15 protein-coding genes and 1 pseudogene are annotated in these 20,123 nt (G+C 71.0%); 11 read left to right on the top strand and 5 right to left on the bottom strand.

Annotation, left to right across the window (positions count from 1 at the left end):
* The first annotated feature begins 55 nt into the window (after window positions 1-55).
* The 3 genes from ACIBAG_RS14095 (at window position 56) to ACIBAG_RS14085 (ending at window position 4,236) form a co-directional block, all read left to right on the top strand.
* Complete coding sequence (locus ACIBAG_RS14095) at window positions 56-1,072, top strand: LacI family DNA-binding transcriptional regulator (protein WP_399105412.1); 1,017 nt, start codon at window positions 56-58, stop codon at window positions 1,070-1,072.
* A gap of 346 nt (window positions 1,073-1,418) precedes the next feature.
* The gene (locus tag ACIBAG_RS14090; protein ID WP_399104621.1) at window positions 1,419-2,201 is read left to right on the top strand and encodes a DUF899 domain-containing protein; all 783 of its coding nucleotides are present in this window, start codon (window positions 1,419-1,421) and stop codon (window positions 2,199-2,201) included.
* 154 nt (window positions 2,202-2,355) lie between these two features.
* A complete protein-coding gene (locus ACIBAG_RS14085; RefSeq protein ID WP_399104619.1) occupies window positions 2,356-4,236 on the top strand; it encodes a LamG-like jellyroll fold domain-containing protein in 1,881 nt (626 codons plus the stop codon).
* A 117-nt stretch (window positions 4,237-4,353) separates the two neighbouring features.
* Here the strand turns inward: ACIBAG_RS14085 and ACIBAG_RS14080 are convergent, their stop codons facing one another.
* Entirely contained in the window at window positions 4,354-5,757 is a 1,404-nt protein-coding gene (locus ACIBAG_RS14080; protein WP_399105410.1) for an FAD-dependent oxidoreductase, read from the bottom strand.
* A 181-nt stretch (window positions 5,758-5,938) separates the two neighbouring features.
* Between ACIBAG_RS14080 and ACIBAG_RS14075 the strand changes: the two genes are divergently transcribed.
* The 5 genes from ACIBAG_RS14075 to ACIBAG_RS14055 all read left to right on the top strand — a co-directional run bounded on the left by ACIBAG_RS14075 (window position 5,939) and on the right by ACIBAG_RS14055 (window position 11,237).
* Window positions 5,939-6,697, top strand: coding sequence for a DUF899 family protein (locus ACIBAG_RS14075; RefSeq protein ID WP_399104617.1), 759 nt, complete (start codon window positions 5,939-5,941; stop codon window positions 6,695-6,697).
* A 209-nt stretch (window positions 6,698-6,906) separates the two neighbouring features.
* Window positions 6,907-7,995: an amidinotransferase gene (locus ACIBAG_RS14070; RefSeq protein ID WP_399104615.1), complete on the top strand. Its 1,089-nt coding sequence runs from the start codon at window positions 6,907-6,909 to the stop codon at window positions 7,993-7,995.
* 349 nt (window positions 7,996-8,344) lie between these two features.
* Window positions 8,345-9,334, top strand: a complete 990-nt coding sequence (locus ACIBAG_RS14065) for a hypothetical protein (RefSeq protein WP_399104613.1) — start codon at window positions 8,345-8,347, stop codon at window positions 9,332-9,334.
* A complete protein-coding gene (locus tag ACIBAG_RS14060) occupies window positions 9,331-10,368 on the top strand; it encodes a hypothetical protein (protein WP_399104611.1) in 1,038 nt (345 codons plus the stop codon). The genes ACIBAG_RS14065 and ACIBAG_RS14060 overlap by 4 nt, the downstream gene beginning before the upstream one ends.
* Before the next feature lie 146 nt (window positions 10,369-10,514).
* Complete coding sequence (locus ACIBAG_RS14055) at window positions 10,515-11,237, top strand: hypothetical protein (protein ID WP_399104609.1); 723 nt, start codon at window positions 10,515-10,517, stop codon at window positions 11,235-11,237.
* A gap of 146 nt (window positions 11,238-11,383) precedes the next feature.
* Here ACIBAG_RS14055 and ACIBAG_RS14050 read toward each other — a convergent pair.
* The 3 genes and pseudogenes from ACIBAG_RS14050 to ACIBAG_RS14040 all read right to left on the bottom strand — a co-directional run bounded on the left by ACIBAG_RS14050 (window position 11,384) and on the right by ACIBAG_RS14040 (window position 13,869).
* Window positions 11,384-12,206, bottom strand: a pseudogene (locus ACIBAG_RS14050) (SDR family oxidoreductase).
* 74 nt (window positions 12,207-12,280) lie between these two features.
* Entirely contained in the window at window positions 12,281-12,505 is a 225-nt protein-coding gene (locus ACIBAG_RS14045; RefSeq protein WP_399104607.1) for a hypothetical protein, read from the bottom strand.
* A gap of 143 nt (window positions 12,506-12,648) precedes the next feature.
* Complete coding sequence (locus tag ACIBAG_RS14040; RefSeq protein ID WP_399104606.1) at window positions 12,649-13,869, bottom strand: glutamate--cysteine ligase; 1,221 nt, start codon at window positions 13,867-13,869, stop codon at window positions 12,649-12,651.
* Between the two features lie 263 nt (window positions 13,870-14,132).
* Between ACIBAG_RS14040 and ACIBAG_RS14035 the strand changes: the two genes are divergently transcribed.
* Entirely contained in the window at window positions 14,133-15,110 is a 978-nt protein-coding gene (locus tag ACIBAG_RS14035; protein ID WP_399104605.1) for an SDR family oxidoreductase, read from the top strand.
* Between the two features lie 116 nt (window positions 15,111-15,226).
* On the opposite strand, the gene ACIBAG_RS14030 is transcribed toward ACIBAG_RS14035, so the two are convergent.
* Window positions 15,227-16,348: a PP2C family protein-serine/threonine phosphatase gene (locus ACIBAG_RS14030; RefSeq protein ID WP_399104604.1), complete on the bottom strand. Its 1,122-nt coding sequence runs from the start codon at window positions 16,346-16,348 to the stop codon at window positions 15,227-15,229.
* Window positions 16,349-16,548: 200 nt separating this feature from the next.
* Here ACIBAG_RS14030 and ACIBAG_RS14025 point away from each other — a divergent pair, with 200 nt between their 5' ends.
* Together ACIBAG_RS14025 and ACIBAG_RS14020 are read left to right on the top strand one after the other, a co-directional pair.
* Window positions 16,549-19,302 carry a SpoIIE family protein phosphatase gene (locus ACIBAG_RS14025; RefSeq protein ID WP_399104602.1) on the top strand — a complete coding sequence of 918 codons (2,754 nt, stop codon included), beginning with the start codon at window positions 16,549-16,551 and terminating at the stop codon, window positions 19,300-19,302.
* A 70-nt stretch (window positions 19,303-19,372) separates the two neighbouring features.
* A complete protein-coding gene (locus tag ACIBAG_RS14020) occupies window positions 19,373-20,116 on the top strand; it encodes a methyltransferase domain-containing protein (protein WP_399104600.1) in 744 nt (247 codons plus the stop codon).
* Window positions 20,117-20,123 lie beyond the last annotated feature (7 nt).

The following is a 20,123-nucleotide window of genomic DNA, read 5'->3' as shown; positions in this document are numbered from 1 at the left end:
CCGGTCGGACGGCCGTACGCGGCGGCGCGCCGCCCGCCCCCGGCAGGGCGCCTCGATGGCGGACGTCGCCCGTGTCGCCGGCGTCTCCTCCCAGACGGTCTCCCGCGTCTCCAACGGCTTCCCCGGCGTCACCGACGAGACCCGCCGGCAGGTCCTGGCCGCCATGCGGGAACTCGGCTACCGGCCCAACAGCGCCGCGCGGGCACTCAAACGCGGCGAGTTCCGTACCCTCGGCGTGATCACCTTCTCCCTCTCCACCATGGGGAACATCCGCACCCTGGAGGCGATCGCCACCTCCGCCGCCCAGCAGGGCTACGCCGTCACGCTCCTGCCCGTCGCCGTGCCGACCCAGGACGAGGTGAACGGGGCCTTCTCCCGCCTGGGCGAACTCGCCGTGGACGCCGTCATCGTCATCATGGAGATCCATCTGCTGGACGCGGCGACCGTCTCGCTGCCGCCCGGCGTCCAGGTCGTGGTGGCCGACTCGGACGCCGGCGACCGCTACACCGTCGTCGACACCGACCAGGTGGGCGGCGCCCGTGACGCCGTACGGCATCTGCTGGACCTCGGCCACGACACGGTGTGGCATCTGGCCGGCCCCGAGGACTCGTTCGCCGCCCAGCGCCGTGCCCACGCGTGGCGCACCACGCTCACCGAGGCGGGCCGCGAGCCACCGACCCCGGTGCGCGGCGACTGGTCGGCCGAATCCGGTTACCGGGCCGGTCTCCGGCTCGCCGACGAGCAGGACTGTACGGCCGTGTTCGCCGCCAACGACCAGATGGCGCTGGGTCTGCTGCGTGCTCTGCACGAGCGCGGGCGGAGAGTTCCCGACGATGTGAGCGTGGTCGGCTTCGACGACATCGCCGAAGCCGCGTCCTTCCTGCCGCCCCTCACCACCATCCACCAGGACTTCGCCGAAGTGGGACGGCTCTGCGTCGAAGGGGTCCTCAGCAAGATCCGCCGTCCCGAAGACGATGCGCCGACGGGACAGGGCACCACCCTCGTCCCGACGCGGCTCGTGCTGCGCGACAGCACGGCACCGCCGCCGCCACGCGGGGCGCGACCGCGGTAGCCGGGCGTCCGTGGGGCGCGATCTCCACCGTTACGTCCCGCGCTTCACATGCCTCGACCCGCGCCGCGGGCGCCGTCGTGTCCGTGAAGAGCGTCCGCTCCCCGGTGAGGCTCGCCCAGGCGCGGAACGACGCGCGCCCCAGCTTCGCGCCGTAGGCCGGCACATGGACGTGGTCGGCGCGGTGGCACATCAGTTCCTCGAGGCGGGTCTGGCCCAGGTCCTCTCCTGAGCTGTCCTCTCCGCGTGTCCCGCCGCGATGAGTTCCGTCCGGTTCGCGGGTCTGCTCTGGTGACCGTCACGGGACGCCGTACGACGCGGCCCGGCACCAGACACAACGGAGGACACCATGACGACCCCGCCGAACGACCCGACCACCGCACCGCACGGCCGTCCGCCCGTCGTCGACCTGGCCACCTGGCAGGCCGCCCGCGACGAGCTCCTGATCCGCGAGAAGGCCCACACCCGCGAGGGCGACGCCCTTGCCGCGGCCCGCCGCCGGCTGCCCATGGTGGAGTTCGACGGAACCGTCGAGGTCGTCGGACCCGACGGCCCGGTCCCCTTCCTGGACCTGTTCCAGGGCCGCGACGAACTCGTGGTCTACAAGCACATGTGGTACGACGGCGCGCCGCACCAGGGGCAGTGCGAGGGCTGCACCACCACGGCCTGGCACCTGAAGGACGCCGTCTATCTCAACGCCCGCGGCGTCTCCTTCGCCGTCCTGACCACCGGCCGTTGGGACGAGGTGGCCCCCTACGTCGAGTTCATGGGCTACACCCAGCCCTGGTACTCGGTGCGCGACGTGGACGCGCCGGTCGGCGGGGAGATGGGCTACCTCACCTGCTTCCTGCGCGACGGCGACCGCGCGTTCCTCACCTACTCCACGACCGGCCGCGGCAACGAGCGGGTCAACGGGTCCCTGGGCCTGCTCGACATGACGCCCTACGGCCGCGGAGAGGCATGGGAGGACAACCCCGAGGGCCGGCCCGAGGGGCGCAACGCGTGCTGGTCCTGGCGCTCGGACGCCGACGGGAACGCCACCTGGGGCCCGACCAGCCGCCCCGTGCCGCAGTGGACCCGCCCCGGCGCCACCCCCGTGGAAACTCTCGGCCGGCAGGGCCACCACCACTGACGCGCGCCGCGACGACCTGAACCGTCGGCCACTCAGGGCCCCATGACGCGGCGTCACCGCACTTCCCGTAGCGTGTCACTGCCGAAAAATACTACCAATAACCAATAAATTGGACGTGCGATGTTCAGATAAAAGGGAAAGTGAAGGGTTCTCCATGCCGTCGAGGCTTCGCCCACGTCCGAGAGCCGGACTCGCCACAGGCGTCGTCATGGCTACCGCGGCGGCCCTCGCGGCTCCCGCCCACGCCCAACCCGCAAGGGCCCTGCCGCTGTTCGAACAGCAGATCATCTTCAAGGCGTCCCAGGATCCGGGAGGCTACGCATGCTTCCGGATCCCCGCGGTGGTGCGGACCAACCAGGGCACGCTCCTCGCGTTCGCCGAGGGCCGTCGGAGCACCTGCGGAGACGCGGGGGACATCGACATCGTGCTGAAACGCTCGACCGACGGCGGCCGCACCTGGGGACCGCTCCAGGTCGTCAGTGACGGTGCCGGCGACACCCACGGCAACCCGGCCCCGGTCGTGGACCGGAACACCGGCCGCATCCTGCTCCCGCAGACACACAACACGGCGAGTGCCGACGGCTCGAACTGTGACGTCCCGTGCGACCGCAGCCCTCATCTGCAGTACAGCGACGACGACGGTCGCACATGGACCACGCCGCGCGACCTGAGCGCGCAGATCATGCCCGCGAGCTGGAACTCCTGGTACGCCACCGGTCCCGTCCACGGGATCCAGCTCACCCGCGGCGGCCGCCCCGGCCGGCTGGTCTTCGGCGTCAACGCCGAGACCTGGAACGGCAGCCGGGTCACGACCAATCACGCGGCCCTCATCGTCAGCGACGACGGCGGCAACACCTGGCGCAGGGGCGCCACCGACTCCTGGCCCATCGCCACCGACGGCACCTTCCGCCAGAAGCCGTCCGAACTCACCCTCACCGAGCGCGTCGACGGTGCCATCGTGGTCAGCGGTCGCGAGCAGGACGGCACCGATCTGGGCCACCGCACCCAGAACTTCAGCCTGGACGGCGGCGACAGCTTCGCCACCCCGTTCCGGCCCCTCCCGGGCCTCTACACCCCGCAGGTCCAGGGATCGACGCTGCAACTGGGCGGCCGCCTCCTGCTGTCCTGCCCCGCGGATCCGGACCGCCGGCGGACCATGATGATCCGCACGTCCTACGACGGCGGTGGCACGTGGGAGAGCGTGGACCGCGGCACCGTCGTCACCCAGGACTGGTCGGGCTACTCCGACATGGTGCTCATCGGCGGCAACGTGGTGGGACTGATGTACGAGGGCGGGACCGTCGACGCCCGCGACGAGATCCGCTTCGCCCGTTTCAACGAGGAATGGCTCGCACCGCGCCGCGGCCCTGACCCGACCACGGCCGACCGCGCCCCGTCCACCCAGCCGGCGATGGTCCTCGGCGGGGCCACCCCCACATCCGGCGTGTTCGGTGGCGCCCTGGCCTTCGACGGCGCCGACGACGCGGTGCGCCTGCCGCTCCGGCCCCAACTCCAGCTCGGTACCCAGAACTTCACCGCTTCCCTGTGGTTCCGCTACACCGGTCGAACGGGAGAGCAGCCACTGCTCTGGGTGGGCGGCATCGGCGGCAGCCAACCCCAGTTCTGGCTGCGTGGGGAACCGGCGAGCAACCGGGTGCGCGGTCTGATGACGGTGCGCAGCGGCGCGACGACCGTGCGGTCGGCGTCCGTCAGCACCACCGGCGCGTACAACGACGGCCGGTGGCACCACCTCGCCCTGCGCCGCGGCGGCGGGCGGCTCACCCTGTTCATCGACGGCAGCCCCATCAGTACGGCTGACGTGGCCGGATCCGTCAGCCGCAACTCGCCGTTCGGCGTGCACATCGGCCAGCGCATGGACAGCCGGGCGTTCTTCACCGGTGCCATCGACGAGGTCCGCGTCTGGAACCGTGCCCTGACCGACGCCGAGCTCACCCGCGTACGCCAGTCGAACATCGGCCCGTCCACGAACAGCACCATGTGGCTGCCGATGGACCAGGTGACCGCGGGCGGCTGACATCCCGGCGCCCGTGCGCAGGCATCCGCCGCTGTCCGGGCGCCGGGGCGACCCCGGGGTGCCCACCATGAGGCTTCCGGGGCGGTTCCGAGCGGCGACGGCAGCCCGTGACCACCGTCACCCTCGGGTCCCCGGCTCCTCCGGGACCGTGGGCGGCTCGGTGGGGGTCGGCGCGGGCGGGCGGAAGAGGACGGACCTGGCCACGGGCGGGGCGAACAGGGCGGTGACGGGCGCGGAGAGGGTCAGTACGGAGCGGAAGGCGCGCCCCACGACGGGATCACCGGGGTAGCACTCCTGCACGCGCCGCAGGTACCAGTCGGCGACCCGGTCCGCGGGCCCGCCGCCGAGCGCGTTGCCGAGCGCGCCCGGCATCTTGCGGTCTGCTCCGGCGGAGATGTCCCACGCCTGCCGGGACGCCGCGAGGAGTGCCCGCTGCACCCGCCGGGTCGTGGGGGTCCGGCGTCGTGGATCGGCCAGTGCGTCGCGCAGGGCGACCGCACTCATCGCGGCGACGGCCATGCCCTGCCCGTAGATCGGGTTGAAGGTGCACAGGGCGTCGCCGGTGGCGAGGAAGCCGGCCGGGCTGCGGCCGGGCAGGTCGTAGCGACGCCGGACATTGGCGGTACGCCGGTAGCCGAACGCCGGCGAGAGCGGTTCGGCCTCGTCCAGCCACGCATGCAGCAGCGGATGCGGCAGCCTCTTGGCATACGTCACGAACTCGTCGTCGCCTGTGGGCGGTTCGTCGCCGCGCAGCCCCGAGACGATGACCAGATGACTGCCGTCCTCCAGCGGCAGCGCACCTCCGGCATGGACCTGGTCGGGGCTCGGATAGACGTAGTAGCCGGCGGTGTCACCGTCGAGGACGCCGCTCCTGCCGCGGTAGACGCGCGAGGCGTACGCCAGTCCCGTGTCGATGGTCTCCTCGCGCGGCGCCTCGGCGCCGATCGCCGCGAGCCACTGCGGGGCCTTCGTGCCGCTGCCGGAGGCGTCGACGACCAGGTCGGCCTCGAGTTCCCGGCGCTCCGCACGGACATCGCCAAATCCGCGGTCCCGCAGCAACACGCCCCGCACCCGCGAGGCGTCACCGAGGAGCCCTACGGCATCGGTCCCCTCCACCGTGCTGATCACCGGATTGGCCAGGACCCGCCGCCGCACCAGCTCCTCGAGCTGCGCACGGGAGCCGGTGTAGATGTACGTCGTCGCGGGCAACCGGCGGAACCAACGGCCGCTTTGGCGCAGCACCAGGTCCGACGGCATCCCCACCCGTGGCGCCCCCGCCGCCCGTAATTCCGCGAGGAAGCCCGGCAGCAGTGACTCCAGAGCCGACTGGCCTCCCTCCAGCAGCACATGCGGGTGCCGGCCCTGCGGTACGCCGGGCCGTGGCGTCGTCCCGTCCGGGAACCGGTCGCGCTCCACGACGGTCACCCGGTCGGCGTACCCGGCGAGGACGTGCGCGGCCAGCAGCCCCGCGAGGCTCCCGCCGACAACGACGGCGTGCCGCCCGTGCCGGCCGTCGCCCACACCCCAACGCCCCACCTCTTCGGCCGAGTTCACTGATTCGCTCCCTTGATCGCAGCATTCGGAGAAGGAACCAGTATCCAGCTCCGCGGGACGGCTTGATCGAGTTCCGACCCTTTTGCGCCTCCAGAGGACGTTCGGGCTCGACCGATGAGTTCTCGCGGACCGTCGAGTCAGTACGGGCATGACTGAAGTGAACAAGCCGCCGGTCGTCCCCCGCCGGGAGTGGCTGGCCGCGATCGACACCCTGCGGGTCCGGGAGAAGGCGCACACTCGGGAGGGTGACGCGATCGCCGCAGCCCGGCGACGGCTGCCCATGACCGAGGTGGACCCGTCGGCCCCGCTCATGGGAGCCGACGGACCCGTCCCGCTGATCGACGTCTTCGAGGGCCGCACCCAGCTGTTCGTGTCGTATCACATGTGGCACGACGGCCGTCCCGCCGCCGACCAGTGCGAGGGCTGCACCTTCTTCACCGGCCAGGTCCGCGAACTGTCCTATCTGCACCAGCGCGACGTCACCTTCGCGGTCTTCTGCCAGGGCCCCTACGCGGAATCCGACCACTACCGCCGCTTCATGGGCTGGGACATGCCCTGGTACTCCGTACCCGCCGAGTCCCACGAACGTCTCGTCGCCGGCCGCCACTTCGGGATGAAGGCGTGCTACCTCCGTGACGGGGACCGCGTCTACGAGACCTACTGGACCACCGGCCGCGGCGTCGAACCCATGGCGCCCTCCTACGGCATCCTCGACATGACCGTCCACGGACGACAGGAGACCTGGGAGGACTCCCCGCCCGGCTGGCCGCAGCCGTACGAGGCGCGCGGGCAGCAGTTCCGCGAGAACGGACGGCCGACGGCGCAATGGCCACGGATCGCCGCCGGCCACGACGAGGACCTCCACACCGCCCAACCGCGCACAGGAGGCTCAGGCTGTTGCTTGTGAGCCCCGGGCCGGCGCTGCGCGAGGCAGACATGCGGACGGCTGCGTAAGTATGCGCACTCCGGCTCCAAGCGACCGCGCCCGTTCGCTCGCTGCCGCCCGCGGCAGCGGGCCATCCCGCTGGGCCCGTCCCTGCGGGATGGCAGGCATCCGCGACGGCACGTTCCCGCCACCGTGAGTGACCTGCCGGATACGGGGTACTCGACAGCGCTGTGGAATCCCTTGTCCCCCCAGTCAACTCACACAATGAATGGGACCCCCTCGAGGAGATCGTCGTCGGCCGTCTCGACGGCGCGATCATCCCCTCCCGCCACCCGGTGGTGACCTGCAACGTCCCGCCATGGGCAGGGCGCCTGCTGGGACTCGCCGGTGGCTTCAGGTACCCGCGGATACTGATCGAGCGGGCGCAGCGCGAACTCGAGGAGTTCGTCTCCCTGTTGCGCTCCCTCGACATCACGGTCAGGCGCCCGGACCCGGTCGACCACAAGCGGCGCTTCGGAACCCCTCACTGGTCGTCGCGCGGCTTTTGCAACACCTGTCCCCGCGACAGCCTGCTCGTCGTCGGTGACGAGATCATCGAGACCCCGATGGCCTGGCCCTGCCGGTACTTCGAGACCCACTCCTACCGCCCGATCCTCAAGGACTACTTCCTGCGCGGCGCACGCTGGACGTCGGCCCCGAAACCGCAGCTCACCCCCGAGCTGTTCGTTCCGGGGTTCCGTGCGCCGAAGCCCGGTGAGCCCCTGCGCCACATCCTCACCGAGTTCGAGCCGGTCTTCGACGCCGCCGATTTCGTACGCGCCGGTCGCGATCTCTTCGTGACCCGCAGCAACGTCACCAACCGCACGGGCATCGAATGGCTGCGGCGCCACCTCGGGCCCGGCTACCGGATCCACGAGATCGAGAGCCGCTGCCGTACGCCCATGCACATCGACACCACCTTCGTCCTGCTCGCGCCCGGCAAGGTGCTGGTCAATCCCGAGTACATCGACGTGGACCACCTGCCCGAGGTCCTGGACTCGTGGGACATCCTCATCGCGCCCGAGCCAGACCCGATCGAGGACCGCCTGCTCCGGATCACCTCGATGTGCGGCAAGTGGCTCAGCATGAACGTACTCATGCTCGACGAGAAGCGGGTGATCGCCGAGCGTCACCACACCGGTATGCTGCGCGCTCTCGAGCAGTGGGGCTTCGAGCCCATCCCGAGCGACCTGCTGCACTACGCGCCGTTCGGCGGATCGTTCCACTGCGCGACGCTCGACATCCGGCGCCGCGGCACGCTCGAGTCCTACTTCGACTGACGGGCGACCTCGATCGTGATCGAGTAGATACTCACCGCCGTACCCGGCGGGGCACCTTCACACCAGTCCGTCGTAAGCAGCCACGTGCCCCACTGCGCCACAGCACATTTCGTACCGGCCGCCCACCAATTCCCGTTCCCCTCTTTCAGGAGAGACCGGAGGAGCGATCAAGCAGCTGTGGCGCCTGTTCCGGGACTTTCGAAATGAGGGCTGCCCGTGGCCTTTCCGGGCGAATTCGTCGCCACCATCATGGGAAGCCGAGTTGCGACGACGGGGGGTCGCCATGACTGGTCGCAGTGGGCAGGGCAGGCGTTGGAGAGGGCTGACAGCAGGGCTGCTTTTAGCGGCTTTGACACTGGCCGGCTGCGGCGGAGGAGGCGGCGACGGGCAAGGCGCAGCCGGTGACAGTGGTGGGGGAAGTTCGGGCGGGTCGAGCTGGGACCCGTGGGAGGGCGACGGGACCGGCAGCCCGGGGGACGGCGGTGGCAAAGACCCGGGCGGGCCCACTTGGGATCCCCGGGATGACGAGGGGCCCGGCGGCTCAGGCCACGGCGGCGGGGACGGCGGCAAGGACAAGGACACGGGCTTCGCCTGGCTGCCGCCCGGCCCGGACTCACCCAACACGAATATCCGGATCGACCCGGAGGACATCTACGACCGGCTTCACAGGTTCGAGTGCACCGGCGCCCTCGCGGACATCGAGGCGAACGGCGAGACGGACAAACCGTGGAACCTCGTCCGCGGGCTCACCTTCGCCTGTCTCGCGGCGAAAGGCGAAACCGCCAGGTGGAAGGACGCAGTTCAGCAGTACGACTCCCTGGATGGACCCGGTTTCGCCCGCGGAAGCTGCCGGGATACGGCGGCGTATCGAATGCTGAAGCAAGTTGTCGACTGGCATCGACAGCACCCGCAGGGAAAGGTCACCTTGCTCCCGGCCTCCGAGGCCACCACAGCATGCCCACTGGGCATTACCAACGTGGACCCGGGTCCCGAAGTGGTGCTGGAGCCGCCGTACTGGGGTTTCACGGTCGAAGGCACGTGGCCGAGTGAGGTCATCAACGTGGACCTTGAGATCGAGGGCGCCACGGTACTGACTTTGGCGCCGCACAGTAACCAGTGCTGCGAGGGCGCGAAGGTCTCGTTTCAGTTGCCGGAGTCCTTTGAGGGAACCGGGCTGGTGGACCTGACCCTCCATTTCCAGACGGGCGGCTCCATGACCCGGCAAGGTGCGATCAGCATTGACGGAGGATCGGTCGCCCCGTCCCCGGACCCGGACTCTCCATCACCGAACTCGCCATCCCCGGAATCCCCTTCGTCTTCCTTCTCCTCACTGCCGTGACGGCCCCGGACCCGGCACCGCCTGCCGCCGGCAGCCCATCAGCTCCTGACGCCGACCCCGCCCCGGATCCAAGCCCGGACCCCGGTGGGGACGCGAGCCCGAACCCGGATCCTGACGTAGACCCGAACCCGCATCCGCATTCGGACCCGCACCCGGACCCGGACCCGGACCCTGATCCCGACAGCGGTGCGGCCCCTCGGCCCGAACCAGCCGGGCGGGCCGGGCTCACCGAGTTCATCGGGACCATCGGATCACTCATCTCCCTCCTCACCGCTGTGCTCTTCTACTTCGGCTGGTCCAGCACCGATGCCGAGGCGAAGGCCCTCGGACTGCGTGACACGGTCTTCCACTTCTCAACCAGCGACTATCTGCTCCGCAGCGTCGACGCCCTCTATCTCCCCGCCCTCATCTGCGCCACCGCCGCGTTCGCCGCCCTCGCCGCACACCGCCGGATACAGCGCGGCCCCGGCCGGGCGGCGCGCGTGCTGCGATTGCTGCGCCACGCCTGGGCGCCGCCGCTCCTCATGCTGCCGCTCGTCCCCCTGCACCCCGCACTCTTCGATCTGCTGGTGCCGCTCGCAACGATCGCCGGGTTCCTCCTCACCGGCTATGCCCGTACCCGCGACAGCCCGGATCTGCGGATGTGGTCCCTCTGCCTGGTGGTTGCCGTCCTCGCATTGTTCTGGGCGGTGTCCTCCTATGCGGGCGTCGTCGGCCGGGGCCGTGCCGCCCTGACCGCCGCAACCGTCGACTCCGCATTCCCCGCCGTCGCCGTATTCAGCAAGGACGACCTGCTCATCCACGGCCGTGGCAGCTGTCGCTACACCATCACCGACAGAGCAAGCGCCTTCCGCTACCGCTACGCCGGACTGCGCCTCTTTCACATCTCGGGCGACCGGATCTTCCTGGTCTCGCGGGGCTGGAGCCCAGCCAGGGGCACCATGTTCGTGGTGGAGGAGAGCGAGAAGCTACGCGTCGAGTACATGAGCGGTGCCGACCCGCGCTCCGCAGAGTGTCCTGCGCCTGACCAGTAGTTCGCGCCGCCATGGACCGCTACGCCGCGCGCGGCTGCGAGCGCGGTGCGCACCCGATGGTTCGCCGTATCGCCTCGGGGACGCCGTGGCGATCTTGTTCAGCGGCATCACCCGTGCGGTCCCCGGGGTGTGGTGAAGTGGGGATCATGACGACGAGTGACGCGATCGTGGTGCCCGAGCTGTACTCCGGCTACCCCAACGTGGCCTTCGGCGGCTATGTCGCCGGCGTGCTGGCGGTGAGGTCCGGGGCGCCGACGGTACGGGTGGACTTCCGTGGGCCGGTGCCCGTCGAGGTGCCGGTGCGGATCGCCGAAACGGCGGGCGGGGTCGTCGAGTTGGGCGACGTGGAAAGGCCCCTTGCCGCGGCGCGCCCCGCCGAGTTGCCGCTCGACGCGCCGCCCGCGCCCTCCTGGGACGAGGCGGCCGCCGCGGCCGAGAGGTTCCGGGCGGCGCCGCCCTCGGGTGTCGTCGACTGCTTCGGCTGTGGCCTGCGCGCCGCCGACCGCGGTCTGCGGGTGTACGGCACCCCGGTGCCCGGTCTCGGCCTGGTGGCCTCCGCCTGGATCCCGTCCCACGCTTTCGCCGACCCGGACGGCCTGTTCCCGCCCCATCTGGTCTGGGGTGCGCTGGACTGCCCGGGGCACTGGGCGGGCCGTTTCCTCGGCGCCCAGCTCCCGGGAGCGGTCACCGCCGCACTCACCGGAACGATCCTGCGGCCGGTCACCGCTGGCGAGCCGCATGTCTCGTACGCCTGGCTGCTGTCGGAATCCGGCCGCAAGCACACGATGGGCGTGGCGCTCGCAACGGCCGAGGGCGAACTGTGCGCCGTCTCCGAGGCGTTGTGGATCGACCCGCGACCTGCCTCCTGAGGCCTCCTGAGGTCTCGGGAGTGCCTTCTGAGGCCTCGGGAGTGCCGTCTGAGGCCTCGGGAGTGCCGTCTGAAGCCCCCGCCGGTCCTCTTGATCCCTCGCCATCCGGCTCACCTGGCCACGGCCTGCCCCCGCCCCGCGCGCCTTCAGGGGCGCCGCCAGCCATCGTCTCGTAGGTGCGAACCGGCTTGCGGTCCCATCCGCAGCATCCCCCCGTCCACCACCCACGAGGCACCGGTGACATAGGACGCGTCCGGACCGGCGAGGAAGGCGATCACGGCCGCGACCTCGCGGGCGTCGCCCGGGCGGCCCACCCGGCACGCCGGGCCGCCGTTCGGTGCTGACGTCGGTGTCTGTCTGGCCCGTCATCGGTGTGGCGATCTCGCCGGGAGCGACGGCGTTGACGGTGATCCCGTGCTCGGCCAGTTCCAGGGCCATCACCTGGGTGAGCAGTCCGAGCCCTCCCTTGGCGGCGCAGTACGGCGCCGCACCCACGCGTGGCTGGTGCTCATGGACACTGGTGACGTTGATGATCCGGCCACCGTCTCCCTGGCCGATCATGCGGTGGGCAGCGCGCTGTCCGCACAGGAAGGGCCCCACCAGATCGACGTCGAGAACCTGGCGGACGGTGTTCAGGTCCAGGTCCAGGAACGGGGTCATGGTGCCGGTCCCGGCGTTGTTCACCAGCACGTCGACCCTCCCGAGGTCATCGGCCAGCCGGTCGATGACCCCGGCGGCCTCGGGGAGCCCCGTGAGGTCCAGTTGCTCGATCGCCGCCCGGCGCCCGGTGGCCCGTACCTCCTCGGCCGTCCGCAGTGCCCCCTCGTGATCGCGGTGCCAGGTGATGCCGATGTCCATGCCGGCCTCCGCCAGCCGTACCGCGGTGGCGCGGCCGATGCCCGAGTCCGATCCGGTGATCAGGGCCACCGGGGCGGTTCGAGGGCCGGGAGTGTCGTGGTGCGGTTCCATGAAGGCTCCAGTGCCTCGGGGCTGCGGAGGTGCGCCGCCGACAGGTCACGGCACCCGTCGGTGGCGCACGTGCGTCAAGGTGCCTCGCGGCCGTGACCGGTGTCTTCTGTCGCCTCGACGCCCTCCAGTGGCTTGCCCGCCGTCGTACCGCGTTCGGGCTGGTAGCCCTCTGTGGCACTCGCCGTACCCGGCACCTTTCGCTTCTGTGCCTGCCTCTCGGCGCCCGAGTGCGCCCCGGGTTCCTCGCCGTTGCGCGCCCGGTCGTAGCGGTCCCCGCGGTCCTTCTTCTTCCCGGTCATGCCCGCCCTCCCATCAGGGTCGGATCTTGCAGTTCTGCTGGGTTCCCCGGTACGGCCACGGGAAACGGCAATGCGTCACCGGACGTGGCGGAGAGACTGTGGGCACATGCACGGCGGGTGCCCTGCTCCGGGGCACCGGCAGGTCAGCGACCGACGGCATCCGGGGCGCCAGGGGCAGCGGAGGACACAGAGGAGGCGGAGGAAGTGGCGGAATGGGAGCCGCCGAGGACGACGGCCCGGGTCGGTGTGCGGTCCGCGGTCACGGACCCGCGCTGTCCGCGTTCGCCGCGGGTCTCGGCGATCAGCATGTCGACACAGGCCGGCAGACCCTCCTGTCGGGCCGCACGGCGCATGCGCTGAGCGGCGCTTCCGTCCGCGAGGGCCGCTTCGGTCAGCTCGCGGACGAGGTGCCAGTCTCCGTGTGCCTCCAGCGCGGGCCGCAGCCGGACGAGCAGCTTCCGTACGACCTCGTGCGCCGGAGCCTCCTGGTGGGTCTCGGGGTCCACCAGCATGCCTTCGAGCCCCGACCGGGCGGCACGCCATGACGCGCCGCGCAGCCACTCGTGCCTGCCCCCGCACCCGGGAGCACGGCGCGCGCGCAGCCGTGCACGGGCCTCGGTCACCAGGGCGCGGAACAGCCCGGCGATCAGCACGACGGTCTCCGCGCGTGGGCAGGCGTCGCAGGTGCGCAGCTCCAGCGTCGGCAGATGGGCCGAGGGGCGGACGTCGTAGTAGATCATCCCGGGGTCGCTGATGATCCCGGCCTGCACGAAGTCGTCCACCGCCGCGTCGTACTCGGCGGCGCTCGAGAAGCAGCCGACGGGACCCGCGGTGGGCCAGCGCTGCCACAGCAGAGTGCGCCAGCTCGCGTACCCCGTGTCGGCACCCTGCCAGAACGGTGAACTGGCGGAGACGGCCAGCAGTACGGGCAGCCAGGGTGAGACCTCGCACATGGCCCGTACGGCGGTGTCGCGGTCGGGCACGTCCACATGGACCTGGGCGCCGCAGATGAGCTGCTCGTCGGCGACCTTGCGGTACTCCTCCGCCATGTGGCGGTAACGCGCCTCGGCCGTGGGGCTCGCCGAGGCCCCGGGGGCCAGCGGAGCCGTACCCGCGGCCACCACGGCCAGCCCCAGCGAGGAGGCGGCCCTCTCGAGCCGCCGCCTCATGTCGGTGAGGTCGGCGTGCAGGTCGTACAGGGACGTGTGTACCGCGCTGTTGGACTCCACCGTGCACTGATGCAGTTCGGTGGTGAAGGTCTTCCGGGGAAGCCGTCGCAGCACCGCGCCGGCGCGCGGCACGAGCAGCCCGCTCTCCGCCTCCAGGACATGGAACTCCTCCTCCACTCCGATGCGGATGGTCACGGTCACTCCTAGGATCCGAGCGCCTGCCGGCAGGGGAGGATCGGACTCCGGCCCTGGGCGGATGGAACGGCTTGTGGTGTGCTCTGAGTTCCCCGCTCCCGACCGGATAAGCTCCGCCTCGCGCGTTTGATGCACCCTTCCCTCAGATGAGCGGCGAGGGAAAGGCGAAGCCGCTCGCCGCGGCGGCGCACACTGCGTGACCGACGGGGCGACGGGGTACTCGCGGGGCATCGATGCCAGGCGCCTGTCGAGGAGAAACCGATATGCGTGTGCGTGATTCCGTGGTCGTGATCACCGGAGCCTCCAGCGGCATAGGACGGGCCACCGCCGTCGCCTTCGCGCGCAAGGGATGCTCCGTCGTCCTCGCCGCTCGACGGCCGGAGGCACTGGAGGCGGTCAGGCAGAAATGCGAGGGCCACCGCGGCGCCCGGGCGCTCGTCGTGCCGACCGATGTCACGGACGCCGGCGCGGTCGAGGAGCTCGCCCGTCGAGCGGTGGAGCGGTTCGGGCGTATCGACGTATGGGTCAACGCGGCGGCCGTGACCGCGTTCGGCCCCTTCGAGGAGACTCCTCTGGAAGACGTCCGCAAGGTCCTGGACGTCAACGTCATGGGGTACGTCCACGGTTGCCGCGCCGCCCTGCGGGTGATGCGGGAGCAGGCTCGCGGCACGCTGGTGAACGTCTCGTCCGTCGCCGGCGTGGTGAGTCAGCCGTACACCCATGCCTACGGCATGTCCAAGTACGCCGTCCGGGCCCTCGGCGCCAGCCTGCGGCAGGAGCTGCGGCTGGAGGAGGCGAACGGCATTCACGTGTGCACGGTGCTGCCCGCCACGATCGATACACCCCTGTTCGAGCACGCCGCGAACTACACCGGTCGCAAGCCGAAGGCTATGCCCCCGGTCTACAGCCCCGAGCGCGTCGCCCGGGCCATCGTGGACTTGGTGCGGGTGCCCCGGCGGGAAGTCGTGGTCGGGCCGATGGGGCGCTCCCTGGTGCTGGAGTCCAAGGTGGCGCCCGGCATGACGGAGCGGATGATGGCGCGGCAGGTGGACAGGACCCATCTGTCCCGCAAGGAGCCCGCTCCGGCCGGTCACGGAAACCTGCACGTGCCGACTCCCGGGCCGGGGGCCACTCACGGCGGGTGGGGCGGACGGAGCCGCACGATGATGCGCCGGCTGGCCGTCGCCACGGTCGCGGCGGGGGCGGTGGCGGGCGCGGCACGAGGGGCCAGGCCCCGTTGACCCGGTAGTCCCCTCGCACGAGTTCGCCGCCACGGCCGGCACCCGCGGCAGTACGGCCGGCACCGCCCACGACCGGAAACGCTGACGGCCGTGGCCCGGCACGCCGACACGACCACTCAGCCCTCCACGTCGGCGGCTTCCCGGCCCTGCGCCTTGGAGCACCTCAGCGCGAGGGCCGCGATGTCGTCGTCGAGCCGTCCGCCGCTGTGCTGGAGCAGATCCCGGTGCAGTTGGTCGAGCAGCTCGCGGGGCTGGCGCATGCCCTGCCGCCGCATCCAGTCCGGCAGCGGGAAGAACTGGCCCTTGTGGTCCCGGGTCTCCGATACGCCGTCCGTGTACAGCAGTAGCTGGTCGCCGGGGGCCAGGGCGACGATGTCGACCCAGTAGCGGTCACCGATGAGCGCGGCGAGGTTGAGGGGCGGGGAGGGGATGGCGGGCTCCAGGACCCGGATCTGTCCGCAGTGCGCGATCAGCGGCGGCGGATGCCCGCAGTTGAGTAGTCGCATATGGCCGCCGCCGTGCGGGATCTCGGCGAGGAGAGCGGTGGCGAAGTGCTCGGGCTGGTCCTGGACGGGGAACGCGGCGCTGTGGCGTGTGACGGTGGTCTCCAGGCGGTGGATGATGCCCTGCAGGTCGGGCTCGTCGTACGCGGCCTCCCTGAAGCAGCTGATCACCGCCGACGCCGCTCCCACCGCGGACAGGCCCTTGCCCCGTACGTCGCCTATGAGCAGCCGGACCCCGTGCGGTGTGCCGATCGCCTCGTAGAAGTCGCCGCCGATCCGGGCCTGTTCCTGGGCCGCCAGATACAGCGACTCGATCTCGACGTCCTCGATGCGGCGCGGCAGTGGGCGCAGCAGCACCTTCTGGGCCGCGTCCGCGACGAGCCGGACATGGAAGAGCATGTCCTCGCGCTGGAGTCGGACATGGCTTCCGTACGCGGCCGCCAGGGTGACCGCGATGATCGCGGCCGACGTGTACTGCGTCCCGAGATCGGTGTGGAAGAAGCTGAGGACGATCATGGTCAGCAGGCAGAACGCCCCCAGCAGGATCGTGGGGAGCACGGGCCACATCGCGGCGGCAAGGGCGGGTGCGGCCGGCAGCAGGCGGCTGACGGCTATCTCCCTGGGCGTGGAGAACGCCAGAGCGGCGATGAGGACGGTCAGGACCACGGGTGACAGCCGGGCAGCGTCCCATCGGCCGCGGTAGGCGGGGCGACGGCGCCACAGCCGTGCAGACATGATCACAAAAAGCATCATATCGACCCAATCGGGCATTCAGCGCGGAAGGATCATGCGGCGGAGGTGAGAATTCACGGCGGACGACCATGTCCGCGGAAGCCGAGCCCATGCGACGCAGGACCGCACAGACACCCGAGGCCGGTCGAACAAGGGTCGCGCGAGCCCTGGCCACTCGGGATCACCGATGCTAGAAAGGTCGCATGGCGAGCCGTTTCGCCCGTTTTCGACACCTATCGGTTAAGCGCCTGATCAGCAGGAGCACGCGGAGCGTGGCCGGGCAGGTGTTGGTTTTCCAGGTGGCTCTGGTGGTGCTGCTCGTCATCTGCGGCGTCTTCGCCCTCATCCTGCAGTCGGAGCGGGACACCAGCGCCGAGGCCAGGCGCCGCTCCACGGCCGTGGCACAGACCTTCGCGCACTCACCAGGCGTCCTGGAGGCGCTGCAAACCCCGGATCCGAGCAAGGTTCTCCAGCCGCTCACCGAGGCGGCACGCCGGGCCGCCGGCGTCGACTTCATCGTGGTCATGGACACCGAGGGCATCCGGTACACGCACCCCTTGCCGGACCGGATCGGCAAACGGTTCGTGGGCGAGATCGGGCCGTCGCTGGCGGGAAAGGTGTACGTGGAGCACGTCAACGGCCCGCTCGGTCGCGAGGTGCAGGCCACCGTCCCGATCGAGAACCCCGGCGGCGAGGTGGTGGCCCTCGTCTCGGCCGGGATGAAGGTCAAGAGCGTCGAGAGTCAGCTGGCCCGGCAACTGCCGATCATCCTGGGCGCCGGGGCCGCGGCGCTCGTGCTGTCCACCGGCGTGACGGCGCTGGTGGGCAGGCGGCTGCGACGGCAGACACACAGCCTGGCGCCCGACGAGATGACCCTGATGTACGAGCACCACGACACGGTGCTCCACTCCGTCCGGGAAGGCGTGTTGATCGTGGCCGCCGACGGGCGGCTGATGCTGGCCAACGACGAGGCCAGACGACTGCTGGAGCTGCCCCCGGACGTCGAGGGGCGGCTCGTCTCGGAACTGCCGGGCCTCGATCCCGACACGAGGGCCCTGCTCAGCTCGGGGCGCGAGGCCACCGACGAGGTGCACCTCGCGGGAGAGCGGCTGCTCGCGGTCAACCAACGGCCCACGGATCGTGAGGGCGGCCCCAAGGGAACGGTGGTGACGCTGCGCGACTCCACCGAACTGCAGGCGGTCACCGGAAGGGCGGAGGTGGCACGGGAGCGGCTCAGGCTGCTGTACGACGCCGGACTGCGCATCGGCACCACCCTGGACGTGCTGCGCACCGCCGACGATCTGGCGCGGGTTCCCATTCCCCGCTTCGCGGACTTCGTCACCGTGGACCTGGCCGACGCGGTCCTGCACGGCGAGGAACCGGCCCCCACGGCGACGGACATGCGCCGCGCGGCCGTGTCCGGCATCCGGGACGACCATCCGCTCTCCGAACAGGGCCGGCTGTTCGACTACCTTCCCGCCACGCCCCAGGCGCGCGGTTACGGCAGCGGCCGCTCCCAGCTGGTGAGCGATCTGCCGACCGCCATGGACTGGCGCGTACAGGACCCGGAGCGCGCCAAGGCGATCATCGACTACGGCATCCATTCCCTGATCACCGCCCCCATCCAGGCCCGTGGCGTCGTGCTGGGCATGGCCAACTTCTGGCGTGCGGGGCAGCACGAGCCCTTCGACGAGGAGGACCTGTCGCTGGCGGAGGAGCTGGTGGCCAGGGCGGCGACCAGCATCGACAATGCCCGCCGCTACACCCGCGAGCACACCCTGGCGGTCACCCTCCAGCGCAGTCTGCTGCCGCAGGCCATGCCCGAGCAGAACGCCCTCGACATCGCCTACCGCTACCTCCCCGCCCAGTCGGGTGTGGGCGGCGACTGGTTCGACGTGATTCCCCTGCCGGGGAGCCGGGTGGCGCTGGCCGTCGGCGACGTGGTCGGCCACGGTCTGCACGCCGCCGCCACGATGGGACGGCTGCGCACCGCGGTGCACAACTTCTCCACCCTCGATCTGCCGCCCGACGAGCTGCTGAGCCACCTGGACGACCTGGTCGGCGGCATCGACCAGAACGAGGCGGCGGAGAGCGCGGCGGGTGTCGTGGGCGCCACCTGCCTGTACGGGATCTACGACCCCGTGACGCGCCGCTACGTCATGGCTCGGGCGGGGCATCTGGCGCCCGCGCTGGTCCAGCCCGACGGAACCGTCACCTTCCCGGACGTGCCGGCCGGCCCGCCCCTGGGCCTGGGTGGCATGCCGTTCCAGACCGCGGAGCTGTGCCTCGCGGAGGGAAGCCAGCTCGTGCTGTACACGGACGGCCTCATCGAGGACCGCACGCGCGACCTGGACGTGGGAATGGAACTGCTGCGCGACGCGCTCGCGGGCCACCCCGGCCGCCCGCCCGAGGAGACCTGCCAGGCGGTGCTGGACAGCCTGCTCCCCGGACGTCCCAAGGACGACGTCGCCCTGCTCGTCGCCCGCACCCGGGAACTGCCGCCCGACCGGATCGCCGACTGGGACGTGCCCCGGGACCCGGCCGCCGTCGCCGGTATGCGCGACGCCGTGTCGCAAAGGCTCGAAGCGTGGGGCCTGTCGGAGTTCGGCTTCACCATGGAACTCATCCTGAGCGAGCTGATCACCAACGCCATCCGCTACGGCGCCGGGCCGATCCATGTGCGGCTGATCCGCGACCGCACGCTGATCTGCGAGGTGGCCGACGCCAGCAGCACCTCACCGCATCTGCGGTACGCCGCGACGACGGACGAGGGAGGCCGGGGCCTGTTCCTGGTGTCGCAGATGGCCGAGCGCTGGGGCACCCGCTACACCCCGCAGGGCAAGGTGATCTGGGCCGAACAGGCGCTGCCCGACGCCATCCACCAGCCCGCCCCGACACCGGCCGACGCGGACACGCCCCCGGACGATGCGGCGGCCGACCCGGGAACCCGGGCGTGACGGTGGCTGCGATCAGGGCAGTCACCGACAAGGCAGGTCCTGACCACGCCCGACTCGCATACTTGCCGCCATGGCCGTCTATGACACGCTCGGTGCGACGTACGCCCAGACCCGCCGCCCCGATCCGCGGATCGCCGCGCAGATCCACGCCGCGCTCGCAGACGCCACAGACGTGGTCAACGTCGGAGCGGGCACCGGTTCCTATGAGCCGCCGCAGACGGTCCTCGCGGTGGAACCCAGTCAGGTCATGATCACCCAGCGTCCGGCGGGAGCGGCGCGAGCGGTGCGGGCCGTCGCGGAGCGCCTGCCGCTGCGCGACGACGCCGCCGACGCCGCCATGGCCCTGCTGACCGTCCACCACTGGGCCGACCTGTCGGCCGGAATCAGGGAACTGCGCAGGGTTGCCCGCCGCCGCATCGTGATCCTGACCTGGGACCAGAACGTCTTCCGCGAGCGGTTCTGGCTGGTTCGCGACTACCTCCCGGAGGCAGCCGCGTTCGACGACACCCGCTGCATCCCCGTTGACCGGCTGATCGACCTGCTGGGCGGCGGCCGCCAGGAACCCGTCCGCATCCCCCACGACTGCGTCGACGGCTTCGGCGCCGCGTACTGGCGCCGCCCACACGCCTACCTCGACCCGCAGGTACGCGCGGGAATCTCCATGCTGGCCCAGACCGGCGACGACACCCTCGCACCGGGGCTGAGCCGGCTCGCGGACGACTTGAGGACCGGCCGCTGGCACACGCGCCATGCCGAGCTGCTCACGCTCGACACCGTTGATGTCGGCTACCGGTTACTCGTGACCGACCAGTGACCGCGCA

The organism is Streptomyces sp. NPDC051243, assembly GCF_044455405.1.
Taxonomy (GTDB): domain Bacteria; phylum Actinomycetota; class Actinomycetes; order Streptomycetales; family Streptomycetaceae; genus Streptomyces.
The sequence above is the reverse complement of the archived record's forward strand: the minus strand, read 5'-3'. Positions and strand labels throughout refer to the sequence as shown.

Excerpts from the sequence above, each read along its gene's own strand:
- ACIBAG_RS14075 (WP_399104617.1), top strand. The coding sequence starts at position 5,939 with ATGACTGAAGTGAACAAGCCGCCGGTCGTCCCCCGCCGGGAGTGGCTG.
- ACIBAG_RS14030 (WP_399104604.1), bottom strand. The coding sequence starts at position 16,348 with ATGTCTGCACGGCTGTGGCGCCGTCGCCCCGCCTACCGCGGCCGATGG.
- ACIBAG_RS14090 (WP_399104621.1), top strand. The coding sequence starts at position 1,419 with ATGACGACCCCGCCGAACGACCCGACCACCGCACCGCACGGCCGTCCG.
- ACIBAG_RS14095 (WP_399105412.1), top strand. The coding sequence starts at position 56 with ATGGCGGACGTCGCCCGTGTCGCCGGCGTCTCCTCCCAGACGGTCTCC.
- ACIBAG_RS14035 (WP_399104605.1), top strand. The coding sequence starts at position 14,133 with ATGCGTGTGCGTGATTCCGTGGTCGTGATCACCGGAGCCTCCAGCGGC.
- ACIBAG_RS14045 (WP_399104607.1), bottom strand. The coding sequence starts at position 12,505 with ATGACCGGGAAGAAGAAGGACCGCGGGGACCGCTACGACCGGGCGCGC.
- ACIBAG_RS14020 (WP_399104600.1), top strand. The coding sequence starts at position 19,373 with ATGGCCGTCTATGACACGCTCGGTGCGACGTACGCCCAGACCCGCCGC.
- ACIBAG_RS14025 (WP_399104602.1), top strand. The coding sequence starts at position 16,549 with ATGGCGAGCCGTTTCGCCCGTTTTCGACACCTATCGGTTAAGCGCCTG.
- ACIBAG_RS14055 (WP_399104609.1), top strand. The coding sequence starts at position 10,515 with ATGACGACGAGTGACGCGATCGTGGTGCCCGAGCTGTACTCCGGCTAC.
- ACIBAG_RS14085 (WP_399104619.1), top strand. The coding sequence starts at position 2,356 with ATGCCGTCGAGGCTTCGCCCACGTCCGAGAGCCGGACTCGCCACAGGC.